At 35.6% G+C, this 12828-nt stretch carries 12 protein-coding genes; 9 read left to right on the top strand and 3 right to left on the bottom strand.

Annotated features, from left to right (window positions below):
* Positions 1–233 precede the first annotated feature (233 nt).
* From A9G08_RS01720 to A9G08_RS01695, 6 genes are read left to right on the top strand one after another with little or no spacing between them, the layout of a single operon-like run.
* A complete protein-coding gene (locus tag A9G08_RS01720; RefSeq protein ID WP_065562037.1) occupies positions 234–1829 on the top strand; it encodes an ABC transporter substrate-binding protein in 1596 nt (531 codons plus the stop codon).
* Between the two features lie 14 nt (positions 1830–1843).
* Positions 1844–2821: an ABC transporter permease gene (locus A9G08_RS01715; RefSeq protein ID WP_065562036.1), complete on the top strand. Its 978-nt coding sequence runs from the start codon at positions 1844–1846 to the stop codon at positions 2819–2821.
* A gap of 2 nt (positions 2822–2823) precedes the next feature.
* Positions 2824–3654, top strand: a complete 831-nt coding sequence (locus A9G08_RS01710) for an ABC transporter permease (protein ID WP_065562035.1) — start codon at positions 2824–2826, stop codon at positions 3652–3654.
* Positions 3651–5291 (top strand): ABC transporter ATP-binding protein, encoded by a 1641-nt coding sequence (locus tag A9G08_RS01705; RefSeq protein WP_065562034.1) that lies wholly within the window; start codon positions 3651–3653, stop codon positions 5289–5291. Before A9G08_RS01710 ends, A9G08_RS01705 begins: the two co-directional genes overlap by 4 nt.
* A gap of 12 nt (positions 5292–5303) precedes the next feature.
* Complete coding sequence (locus A9G08_RS01700) at positions 5304–6155, top strand: VOC family protein (protein ID WP_065562033.1); 852 nt, start codon at positions 5304–5306, stop codon at positions 6153–6155.
* Between the two features lie 15 nt (positions 6156–6170).
* Positions 6171–6974 carry a pyrroline-5-carboxylate reductase family protein gene (locus A9G08_RS01695; protein WP_065562032.1) on the top strand — a complete coding sequence of 268 codons (804 nt, stop codon included), beginning with the start codon at positions 6171–6173 and terminating at the stop codon, positions 6972–6974.
* A gap of 62 nt (positions 6975–7036) precedes the next feature.
* Here the strand turns inward: A9G08_RS01695 and A9G08_RS01690 are convergent, their stop codons facing one another.
* Positions 7037–8356 (bottom strand): MFS transporter, encoded by a 1320-nt coding sequence (locus A9G08_RS01690; RefSeq protein WP_218058374.1) that lies wholly within the window; start codon positions 8354–8356, stop codon positions 7037–7039.
* A 183-nt stretch (positions 8357–8539) separates the two neighbouring features.
* On the opposite strand from A9G08_RS01690, the gene A9G08_RS01685 reads away from it, so the two are divergent.
* Positions 8540–9580 carry a tagatose 1,6-diphosphate aldolase gene (locus tag A9G08_RS01685; protein WP_065562030.1) on the top strand — a complete coding sequence of 347 codons (1041 nt, stop codon included), beginning with the start codon at positions 8540–8542 and terminating at the stop codon, positions 9578–9580.
* A 131-nt stretch (positions 9581–9711) separates the two neighbouring features.
* Here A9G08_RS01685 and grxB read toward each other — a convergent pair whose 3' ends face one another.
* Together grxB and A9G08_RS01675 are read right to left on the bottom strand one after the other, a co-directional pair.
* The gene (gene grxB / locus A9G08_RS01680; protein ID WP_065562029.1) at positions 9712–10362 is read right to left on the bottom strand and encodes a glutaredoxin 2; all 651 of its coding nucleotides are present in this window, start codon (positions 10360–10362) and stop codon (positions 9712–9714) included.
* The gene (locus A9G08_RS01675; protein WP_065562028.1) at positions 10359–10985 is read right to left on the bottom strand and encodes a Pr6Pr family membrane protein; all 627 of its coding nucleotides are present in this window, start codon (positions 10983–10985) and stop codon (positions 10359–10361) included. Before A9G08_RS01675 ends, grxB begins: the two co-directional genes overlap by 4 nt.
* Before the next feature lie 146 nt (positions 10986–11131).
* Between A9G08_RS01675 and xerD the strand changes: the two genes are divergently transcribed.
* Positions 11132–12046 (top strand): site-specific tyrosine recombinase XerD, encoded by a 915-nt coding sequence (gene xerD / locus A9G08_RS01670; RefSeq protein WP_065562027.1) that lies wholly within the window; start codon positions 11132–11134, stop codon positions 12044–12046.
* A 26-nt stretch (positions 12047–12072) separates the two neighbouring features.
* Positions 12073–12777: a bifunctional protein-disulfide isomerase/oxidoreductase DsbC gene (gene dsbC, locus A9G08_RS01665; protein WP_065562026.1), complete on the top strand. Its 705-nt coding sequence runs from the start codon at positions 12073–12075 to the stop codon at positions 12775–12777.
* The last annotated feature ends 51 nt before the right edge of the window (positions 12778–12828 follow it).

The raw sequence follows: 12828 nt of genomic DNA, 5'->3' as shown, positions 1-12828 counted from the left end.
AAATGAGAATTATTTTTAATGTTATATCGATTAGCGATATTTACACTAAACATCTAAAAATAATGATGATAATAAAAATTCTACAGGTTACCCTCGCGAGTAAATATATAACTAAAAGTAATATAAATATGCGATATCGGCATTTCTCATCTTTACTAAAAATTTTTATAGTTAAATCCTAAAAATTTTCATAGTTATAAATACCGAAAATATGGTGACAACAAGGAGCATGCATGAAATTATTTAATATCAAACAAACATTTATTATAGGACTACTCTCAATTTTGTTGCCATGTTATTCGATGGCGGATGAAAAAACACCACAACGAGGTGGAACACTAGTTGTCCATTATTCTGGAGAACAAAGAGTTCTCAACCCTGCTTTACGCGCTTCAACGGGGGTATATGAAGTATCAGGAAAAGTAGTTGAATCATTAGTCGATCTCGATGCAGATGGCCAAATTGTTCCTGTTCTTGCTACATCGTGGACTTCCTCACCGGATGGAAAAACAATAACATTCAAATTACGCGAAGGTGTCAAATGGCACGATGGTAAACCCTTTACATCACAAGATGTAAAATATAACGCATTAGAATTTTGGAAAAAAAGATTAAATTTCTCAACTGCATTACAACTTAATTTAACTTCTGTTGATACACCTGATGACCATACAGTAGTATTCAATTATTCTCGTCCAATGCCATTAGATTTACTATTAAGAGCTTTAGTTGATCTTGGCTATGTTGTTCCCAAACATTTGTACGAAGGCACCGATGTATTAAATAATCCTTATAACACAGCACCCGTAGGGACTGGACCATTCAAGTTCGTTGAATATCAACGAGGACAACATATTATTGTTGAACGCAATGCTGATTATTGGCGAAAAGGATATCCTTATTTAGATAAAATAATCTGGCGCATTATTAACGATAACTCTTCAGCATCAGCTGCACTTGAAAGTGGACAAATTGATTTAAGTGCATACTCAAAATTAAGCCTTGCTGATATTAATCGATTCAAACAAAACTCAAAATTCGAGGTTTTAACAAAAGGTTCTCAAGCAAATATTTTCAATAATACTTTAGAATTTAACTTCCGCAATCCGATCATTGCTAACCTAAATGTTCGCAAAGCAATTGTTCAATCACTCGATATTCCTTTCTTCATCGATGACTTTTTATACGGATTTGGTAAGCCTGCAACAGGTATTATTCCATCATCAAACGTTTTTTACCCTAAAGACAGTAAAATTGTTTACCCTTTTGATAGAGAAAAAGCTGAACAATTATTAGATGAAGCAGGTTATCCACGAAAAGCTGACGGCACTCGTTTTACCTTAAAATTAGTCCATATTAATAATGGTGAAGATGTTCCACTTTTTGCAACATTTATCCAACAATCTTTAGCTGAAGTCGGCATTAATGTGGTTATCGTTAATCTCGACACTGCTGGCGCTTTAAATGCCGTTTATAAACTCCACGATTTTGATATTGCAACAGGGTGGCACCAATATAGAGGCGATCCAGCAGTTTCGACAACTGTTTGGTTACGTTCTGGCAGTCCTGAAGGAGCACCTTGGACAAATCAATATGGCTGGAAATCAGATGCTGTCGACCAATTAATCGATAGTGCCGCAACTGAAATAGATCCAGTCAAACGTAAAGCACTTTATGGTCAACTAGTTGATGTCGTGAATACTGAACTACCACTCTGGTTCGCAACAGAACGTGAATTCATCTCAGTGATTAATAACAAAGTACACAATCATCATAATACAGCACGTTGGCCATCAAGTAGTTGGTTTGATGTATGGATAGAACACTAAGTTAAGGTGAAATGATGACGCATATACTTACTTTAGCACTTAGACGATTATTAACCACGATTCCAGCACTGGTTATCATACTAATTGCGCTATTTTTATTATTACAATTGGCGCCTGGCGATACAGTGGATGCTTTACTTGCTCAAATTGGTGGTGCCGAGTCAAGTGTGATTGATGAAATGCGTCATCAATATGAACTTGACCAATCAACAAGTTCAAGATTAATCAACTATTTATGGCGATTAGTTCATTTAGATTTGGGACAATCTGCAATATATAATAAGCCAGTTAGCCATATGATCTTAGAACGTTTACCGGCTACATTACTATTGATGGTTTGTGCAATGTTCTTAGCGTTTACCTTCGGAACAATCCTTGGCATTTTATCTGCTCAAAAAGTGAACCGCTGGCAAGATACATTAATTTCAATATTGGGATTAATATTTTATTCCACACCATCTTTTTGGTTAGCGCTGATGGGTATTGTCTTTTTCTCAATCTACTTAAATTGGCTACCACCTAGCGGATTTGGCAGTATCGGAGAATCACTAACAGGCATTTATGCAATTCTCGATATTGCATGGTATTTAATTTTACCAACTACCACCCTAGCTTTAGTTTATCTGGCAATCTATTTACGCATTATGCGCGCTTCATTACTTGAAGTATCGACCTTAGACTTTGTTAAAACAGCTAAAGCGAAAGGATTAAGTCGCCGCCAAATACTGGTTAATCACATACTACGTAACGCCATGTTACCAATGATAACGCTAATCGGTCTACAAGCTGGCACCATGTTAGGCGGTTCGGTGGTTATTGAAACCATTTTTGCCATTCCTGGATTAGGACGACTTGCCTATGATTCTGTAGTACAAAGAGATCTAAACACTTTACTTGGCGTAGTATTTGTTTCAGCAATACTCGTTATCATTATTAATTTTATTGTCGATATGCTTTACGCAAAGCTCGATCCACGCATTACAGGACATTAATGATGGCGATATTAAAAGACTATTTCCGTAGCCCAATTGCTAGAATTGGTACAATTTTACTGTTATTAATTATCATAATTGCATTAAGCGCAGATTGGTTTTTTCCTGGCAATCCGCTTCGCTTAGCTGGCCGCCCCTTACAATGGCCTTTTACAAATCCTAAATTTATTCTTGGAACAGATCAGGCAGGAAGAAATATCGCTGCCCAGCTTTTTCATGGTGCAAAAGTATCACTGATTATCGGACTTATCTCAACATTCATAGCAATTATGATTGGTGTGGTTATTGGTGCCATCTCAGGATTCTACGGAAGATGGGTTGACGACATACTGATGCGCCTTACAGAAGCATTCCAGATTTTACCTAACTTTTTACTATTACTCGTTGCTGTTGCGGTATTTGGTTCAACAATCAATATTGTGGTGATTGCAATTGGTGTTGTTTCTTGGCCACCCGTTGCAAGGTTAACTCGAGCAGAATTTTTATCATTACGCAATCGTGAATTTGTGCAGGCGGGAAAAACCATAGGCATGAGCTCAACTAGACTCATGTTTAAAGAGATTTTACCAAACGCATTACCGCCAGTAATTATGTATGCCAGTGTTATTTTATCAACCGCGATATTAATGGAAAGTGCGCTAGCCTTTTTAAGCCTTTCCGATCCCAATATCTCATCATGGGGAAATCTAGTCGGTAATGGACGACTAGTATTACGTCAACAATGGTATGTTTCAGCTATTCCTGGCATTGCAATATTGCTAACCGTTTTATCTGCATCATTAGTTGGACAAGGAATAAATGATGCACTCAATCCAAGGTTAAAAAAACGATGAATCAAAAAAGACTATCAATTAAAAATTTAACCCTAGATTTGCCTCATGGTTCAGATCGAAAATATGCGGTTAATGATGTGTCACTCGATCTTTATGCTAACGAAATCCTATGTATTGTTGGTGAAAGTGGTTCGGGTAAATCTTTATTATCCAATGCAATCATGGGATTATTACCTGACGGTATTATTGCTTCTCAAGGTGAGATTGATTTCGACGGAAACAACTTACTCACTTACCATGATGAACAAATGCGTAAAATTCGTGGTGCGCATATTGGTATGGTTTTCCAAGACCCGATGACTGCGCTAAATCCATTAAAAACCATCGCTAATCAAATTAGTGAAATGTTCACTATCCACACTAAGTTAACTAAACAAGAGATAAACCAAAAAGTTATCCAATTATTAACGGATGTGCAAATGCCCAATCCGCAGTCTGTTGCTAAAGCTTATCCACATCAACTTTCTGGTGGCCAGCGTCAACGTGCCATGATTGCTATGGCATTAGCATTAGAACCCGCTATTTTGATTGCTGATGAACCAACAACAGCTTTAGATGTCACAACTCAAGCATGCATATTAGAATTGATTCGCGAACTACAATCACGCAAAGGTACCGCAGTATTATTCATTACTCATGATTTTGGTGTAGTTGCTGATATTGCAACTCGTATTGCGGTTATGCAGAAAGGACAACTCGTTGAGCAAGGCTTAGCGAGTGACGTATTAAATTCACCAACACATCCTTATACACAAGCGTTAATAGCCGCTGTCCCTCCCCTTACTCCTGGGGATGTTCGACGTATTAATAAAGAGATTATTCTTGAAGTGAACAACCTATCAAAAACGTATCACAATCATAGCTTTTTTAAGCAAAACCGACGTATAACCTATGCGGTTAATAATGTTAGCTTTAAGTTACATAAAGGTAGTACTTTAGGCGTTGTGGGAGAAAGCGGCTCAGGTAAATCAACGTTAGCCAGATGCATTATTAAATTATTAGAAATAGACAGCGGTCAAATCAACTTTGAAGATGTAGATATTGCCAATTTAAAAGGGAAAAAACTTAAACAATATTCACGCCATATTCAGATGGTCTTTCAAGATCCCTATGCGTCATTAAATCCACGTCGAAAAGTCGGCGATCAAGTTACGATTGGACCAATACTTCACGGAACAAACAAACACGAAGCCATCAAAAGAGCAAAAGCGTTATTCAACATGGTGGGATTGGAAAGCGAGGCATTAAACCGTTATCCTCATGAATTTTCAGGAGGACAAAGGCAACGAATAGGCCTTGCTCGAGCATTAGCATTAGAGCCGAAAATATTGATTGCTGATGAACCGGTATCGGCGCTTGATGTTTCAGTTCAGGCACAAGTTCTTGAACTATTAACGCAATTACAAAAAAAGCTGGATTTAACGGTTCTATTTATCACCCATGACCTGCGAGTTGCTGCACAAATTTGTGATCATATTATTGTAATGAAATCAGGAAACATCGTCGAGCAAGGTATCGCATCACAAGTCTTTCTAAATCCGACAGCATCTTATACCAAAGATCTACTTGATGCGGTTTCTGGTAAAGGATGGAATCCACATCGATTAATTGATATGTCTCCCGCTATTCATATTTAAGGAGTGAATATAATGACAACACTTAGTCCACAAATTGATCATGTTGTAATCACCGTATCAGATCAGCTCGATCAAGCAAATTCTCAATATCAAAAACTGGGATTCACAACAACCCCAAGGGGCCACCATTCACTAGGAACAAGTAACAATTTAGCGATATTTACGACCACATATCTTGAGCTTTTAGGTTTTGAACCTCAAAATGCGGGTAAAGTAGATAAAAGTTGGTGTTTTGCTGACGGGCTAACTGGGTTGGTTTTCAAAACCAAAGATGCCAACAAACTTTATCAACAACTAGTTAGCCAAGGTATAAAAGTTGAGGGTGACGGTCCTAAATCCTTTTTTAGACCTGTCGAATTAAATGATGGCACTAAACCTGAGGCGCGTTTTAAAACCGTCAGATTAGACCCTTCCTATACACCAAATGGACAGATCTTTTTTTGCGACCAACTGACCCCGGAACTCGTTTGGCGTAAAGAGTGGCAAACGCACCCAAATGGTGTAATAAATATTAATCAAGTCATTATTGAAGCTCAAAAACCCCGCTCCTCAATTAAATTGCTTGAAAAAACTTTCCCTTCAGCAAAAATTATCGAAATTGACGGAGGCGTACGTCTAAAAGCTGAAGATAAATTTATTGATTACCTTACACCAAGTGCAATACAGCATCTTTTTGGCTCGTCAGTAAGTAAAGCGAATAACGACCAAGATCGTAAAGTTGCTTTAGGCTTCACAACAAAATCATTAGCGCAAACCCAACAAGCACTAGAAAAAGGAAAAATTAAATACAATTTACAAAATGATACGATTATCGTACCTGCCAGTGAAACATATGGTGTAGTTATGATTTTTAGCCAATTATAAATAGGAACTATGAGTATGAGTAAAATTTTATTTATAGGTAGTGGCCATATGTCTGAAGCGATTATTAGCGCTTTGATAAAAAATAAAACATATGAACCCCAAAATATATTAGTGAACGATATTGTTAAATCTCGCTTAGACTATTTACATTCAACTTATGGCGTTACCCCAACTGACAAAATCGTCAATGCAGATATTATTGTATTGGGTGTTAGACCTCAAGATGCATGGAGTAAGATAGTTCAACAATTGGATGTTAAAGAGACTGTTATCATTTCAATCATTGCTGGAGTAACAATTGCCCAAATAAAACAATCCTTAAAAGTTGATCTTCCTGTTATTAGAACGATTCCAAATACACTTACCGATACAGGTTTTGGTTATTCAGGTATTGCTACCGACGAGAATGATCAGGCTGTTGCAAAACAAAAGTCCGTCACCCAATTCTTCAAAAGTTTTGGTAAACTTGAATATATTGACGAATCACTGCTTGATATTTTTACTGGCTATGCTGTTGCAGGACCGAATTATATTTATTATTTTTATGAATCGTTAGTTGATGCTGGAGTTTTAGTTGGATTGCCCCGAGATATGGCCAAACGTATTGCGATCGAAAATTTACACGGCGCAGCCTCAATGCTTCAATTAAGTCAAAAACATCCAAGACAATTGCTTGATATTAATAACTCGCCAGCCGGAGTTGGAATACATAGTTTGTATGAACTAAATAATAGTGATTTTGCAGCAGGGTTACAACGAAGCGTGAAAGCTGGAGTCATTCGAACTATTGAGCTGGGAAAAAGCAGTAAAATAAGCTAAATATAACTGTTGAGGAACTTAAAAACCCCGCTCCTCAACTTTTTTTTATTATCTATTAAATGTTAAGAGATATCTTTTGCTATATATTTTTGGCTATTATTATTGATTAATAAAAATAGCCCAATCAATGCACCTAACACAAATAATCCAACAACATAAATAGCGGGCGCCATTTTACTCACAAAATCACTAAAAAATGAGATTAGTAATGGCGTTAAGCCACCAGCTATGGCATAAGCCATATTAAATGAGAACGACACACCGCTATAACGCACCTGAGTTGGAAACACTTTAACCATAAAATAAGCAAAAGAACCGACAATTCCAACACTAAAACCTGCTAATGAATAAGTGATAAATAGAAGATTCGGATTATCTAGTGATAGATAAAATATAGCAATCATGATAGCAGCCACGATACAACCAACAACAAGCACTTTGCCCATCGAAAACTTATCCATCATCATACCGTAAAACGTACAACTGATAATCAGTCCGATGATAGCCAATATATTCCCTTGCAAAGCTTCAATTGCTGAATAACCAAATTGCTTTTGTAACAAAATTGGCGTCATTAACATTATCACCATAATACCCGCTGACAACACCCAAGTAAGTAGCATCGATAAAATTGTTTGGGGTAAATATTGGGTAATCACAGTAATTACTGGCAACTTTCTTGATAATTCTTGATTTTTACGCTTTTGAATTTCAAGAAAAATCGGCGTTTCTTTTAGCCAACGACGTAGATACATAGCGATTAAACCGAAAATACCGCCGATAATAAATGGAATTCGCCATCCCCACTCATTCATTTGTTCTACCGAGATACTTTTACTCATTATTGTCGATACCAGTGAACCAAGCAGGATACCTAAACTTAATCCACTAGTTAAAATACCACACGCTAGACCTATTTTATTTTTAGGAACATGTTCGGCAACAAATGTCCATGCTCCAGGAACTTCACCACCAACGGCAAGTCCTTGGCATAATCGCATCATTAACAGTAATAATGGCGCAAAAATACCGATATTGGCATAAGTTGGTAGACAGCCAATAAATAATGTTGGTAAAGCCATTAATAGGATGCTAAGTGTAAACATTCTTTTGCGGCCAAATATATCACCAAAATGAGCCATCACAATACCACCAAAAGGGCGAATCAAATAGCCGGCAGCAAAAATGCCAAAAGTCTGAACTTGACTTAACCATGTAGGCATATTAATCGGAAAAAATAAATGGCTAATCGTTATTGAGAAAAAAACAAAAATAATAAAATCATAAAACTCTAATGCGCCACCTAACGCTGAAAGCGCTAAGGTTTTATAATCCTGATTATTTAATGTTCTCACATTTTGGGAAATTGCAGAATTTGACATAATCATCCTTGTAAATATTTGTTTACAACCAGTCTAGTAAATTGTACTACTATACAAGAACTAACTGTTATTTAAAAGAAAATATCTAAAAGTGAACAAAAATCAAAACTAGCACTAAATGATTAATAGTTAGTCATACAAATACCTACAATAACAAAATCTTAACAAATGGAGAGTTCTAAAATGGCAACAAAACGCATTTCTCGTGGAAAATTCAACCGTATGCAACAATTATCTAACCAAGATGGCGTAATTGCAGCATTAGCAATCGATCAGCGTGGTTCAATGGTAAAAATGATGCAAAATGCCGTTGGTCAAGAGCGTTATCACATTGACATGGTTTATGAATTTAAAGAGCTTGTTTCTCAGGAATTAACCAAATATGTTAGTGCCATTTTGCTTGATGAAGAACTTGGTTTCAAAGGTATGGCTGCTAAAAATAAAAATGCAGGCTTAATCATGTCTTATGAAAAAACTGGTTATGATGCCAATACTCCTGGTCGTTTACCTGATATTTTGCCTGAAGATTCACTGCAACGTTTATTGAAAAAAGGTGCGGATGCAGCAAAAGTCCTTGTTTATTATAATCCGGATGACCCTCAAGATATCTTAGATAAAAAACATGCCTTTTTAGAACGTTTAGGCAATGAAGCGAGAGCCGCTGATATTCCGGTATTTGTCGAACCAATTGTCTATGATAATGTGGTGACTGATGATAAAAGCCCTGAATTTGCCAAAATCAAACCTCAAAAAGTGATCAAAACTATTAAGGAATTTACTAAAGATCACTATTACATCGATATCTTAAAAGTAGAAGTGCCAGTTCTATTTAAAAATGTTGAAGGGTTTAACGACAATAATCCTGTGGTATATTCCCAAAAACAAGCGGCTGAATATTTTAAACAAGCAAGTGACGCTGCTACACGCCCATTTATCTACTTAAGTGCGGGTGTACCAACCAAGACTTTCCATGAAGAGCTTATTTTTGCTGGCGAACATGGCGCTAAATACAGTGGTATTTTAGGCGGTCGTGCAACTTGGTTTGAAGGCGTAGCAGCATATGCTAACGGCGGTAAAGATGGATTAAAACGTTGGCTAGATACAACTGGTCGTGAAAATGTTGAACACCTTAACAAAATCTTAAAACAATACGCAACACCTTGGTATGATGTGTATGGTGGCAAAGATAAGATTGAAATTATTGATCCTGTATTAAGCAATTAATTGATTATTTTTTTAAAATTTATAACGAAGATTTAATACAAAAAAGAGTACAAGTTTTCTTCCAACTTGTACTCTTATAATTAACAATAAATTAGCTAATTACTTTTTAATACTCCTGCAAATATCTCCAATTAGATAGCTTTATCAAAAAATAAATTTACTTTACTTTTTTCAGACATGGATTCTAAATATTCTCTGATTTTAGTTGGAAATTTAAGTCCTTTAACACATGTCAAATTGCGTAATATTGGGAACAAACAAATATCATCCCAAGATAATAAGCCATTACATGCATTAGGTGAAGTAATTAAAGATTCAAGTTGAGTAAATAAATCAGCTACCTTAGCGATTAACGAATCAGTCTGAGCAAGACATTCATCAAACGATCCCATCTTTTTACTCTTATTTGTGACAAAATTATCAATAGCATCTTGAGTAGCAAATTCAGCTAAACCAAGCTTGATATAACGCGGACACTCTAACTTATAATCATATTGTTGAAGTTGTTTTATCAATGCTTCAATTTTTGGATTTTTAGGTCCTGTTAAAATAGGGCTACCACCATAATTGCTATCGATATAAGCAACAATATCCAAACTTTCTGGCATATAACTACCATCTTCTTTTTGTAAGATGGGTACCATTTTTTCGCCAATCATGCTTTCTGGTGATTTAGCATCATTACTTAGAAAAACATGCTGTTCAACCGGAATATTTTTCAAGCCAAAAATCATTCTTGCACGTACACAAAAAGGACAGTGTTCATAAATAAATAATTTCATATTCGTCTCCTAAAACAATCAATGCCCCATAATAAAAAAGCCAAGACTAAAAACAGCACAAAAACCAATCCAGAGGAATAAAGCGCTTTAGCGTAACCAACCTTCACTACATTAATAAAAGGATAGGGATATTGATTAGTAAAATAACCTCTTGTGAAGATATAAATACCATAAATTAGCATTGACAAAAACGAGCCAACGATAACCTTGAAATGAATGCGTCGAAATGGACCCCATATTAACCAACTTAATACGCCAGCAATAGGTAAAACGACATGTAAACTCTCATTAGTAAATTGTAATAATGTACTCGGTGGTTTATGAATACTTCTTAATATTAGATTATAGACAACAGCCGTTATAATTACTCCGATTAAACCATTTAATCGAATCACTTTAAATAAATATCGATTACAGTTTGGATTAAAGGCTAACCACAAACAGCTAAATGCCAACATGAGATTAGACAACACGGTAAAAAAACTGTAATAAAAAACCATTCTCCCGATAGGTGTTCCTGGTTGCCAAGGCCGAAGTCGTGTATGCCAATAAATATAAGTTTCAAGACCTATTACCAAAAAAGCATATAGCACAATAAAAAGATTAATATTTCGTTTCAGCATAACTTATTATAAAAAATAACTGATAGTGCAGTATATCGTAGGCTAAAGAAAAGATACAAAAGATTCTTCCAACATAAACTAAAGTGAATAGTTATTAGCAGTTAGTATATAATAGGAAAAATCGTCGAAAAAAGAGTTGGCTTTTAATGTCTGATAAAGAGATATCATCACAAAATAAAATATTAATTGAACAATTTTTAGACTCAATTTGGTTGGAACGAAATCTTTCTGAAAATACTATCGAATCTTATAAACTCGACCTGTTTGCTTTAAGCCAATCACTGCAATCACAGCAAGTTAATTTCATCACTGCGCAATCAATTAATTTGCAGGAATTTTTATTGCAACGAGTTAAAGATGGTTATAAAGCAAGTAGTTCAGCTCGTTTACTTAGTGCGACTAAACGTTTTTTTCAATATTTATATCAAGAAAATTATCGTACGGATGATCCATCAGCTATATTATCATCGCCCAAATTACCCAAAAAGTTACCCAAAGATCTAACAGAATTACAGGTTGATGCTCTTCTTGAATCACCAAGTATTGATGATCCAATAGAATTGCGAGATAAAGCGATGTTAGAAGTGCTTTATGCAACAGGGCTACGCGTTTCGGAGTTAGTGAATCTAGAGATTAGCGATGTAAGCCTTAGACAAGGAGTAGTTAGAGTCGTTGGTAAAGGAAATAAAGAGCGTTTAGTTCCTTTGGGAGAAGAGGCTATTTATTGGCTTGAATACTATTTCAAATATGCGCGCAACGATCTTTTAAAAAATGGCCCTGTTGATGTTCTTTTTCCAAGTCGATTGGGTAAAAAAATGACACGACAGACTTTCTGGCATAGGATAAAATATTATGCCATACTAACGGGCATTAATATAGAAGCCCTTTCGCCTCATGTACTTAGACACGCTTTTGCAACGCATTTACTTAATCATGGTGCCGATTTGCGTGTTGTACAAATGTTACTTGGGCATAGTAGTTTATCAACTACACAGATTTATACACATGTTGCAACAGAAAGATTAAAACAGTTGCACAGCAAACATCATCCTCGCGCATAGCGGTTCAATAAACTAAGGATAATTGAATGAAAAAATTAGTAATCAGTTTAGGTTTAGCATTGATCTCAACTTCAGTATTAGCCTCTAACGCCGATATTACAAAAACAATGGAAAAGTTAGGTTTTTCTAGCAAAGAAATTACAATCGAAAATAATCCAATACAAGGGCTAAAAAGTGTTACCACACCAGATGGTATCTTTTATGTCACTGATGATGGTAAATTCTTAACTCAAGGGCCAATCTATAATCTTGAAGGCAGTGAACCAGTAAATATTGCCAACAGCAATAACTTAAAATTAATGAAATCAATTGAAAAAGATGCCATTGTTTATCAAGCTCCAAATGAACAATATGTTATCTCAGTTTTTACCGATTACACATGCCACTACTGTAAATTATTACACGAAAATATTGAGCAATATTTAAATGCAGGCATCTCAGTTCACTATTTTGCTTTTCCACGAGCAGGAGCAGATAGTGAAGTAGGTAAAAATATGCAATCCATTTGGAGTGTAGTTGATCGCAAAGCCGCTTTTGAAAATGCATATAAAGGTAATAAAATTTCACCTGCTAATAGCATGATCCCTTATGTAACACAGCAATTTAACGTTGGTAAAAAACTCGGTATTAGTGGAACACCAGCAATAGTATTACCTGATGGACAACTTGTCTCTGGTTACGTTCCGGCTGATAAATTAATCGAAATTTTAAAAAAGAAATCTAAAAACTAGTACTGTATAATTTATAATCTTTAAATTATAGAATACAAAAAATTGTTAGCG

It is taken from the genome of Gilliamella sp. wkB195, assembly GCF_001690445.1.
Lineage (GTDB): Bacteria > Pseudomonadota > Gammaproteobacteria > Enterobacterales > Orbaceae > Gilliamella > Gilliamella apicola_E.
Note: the sequence above shows the minus strand (reverse complement) of the source record. Positions and strands in the feature narration are given on the sequence as shown.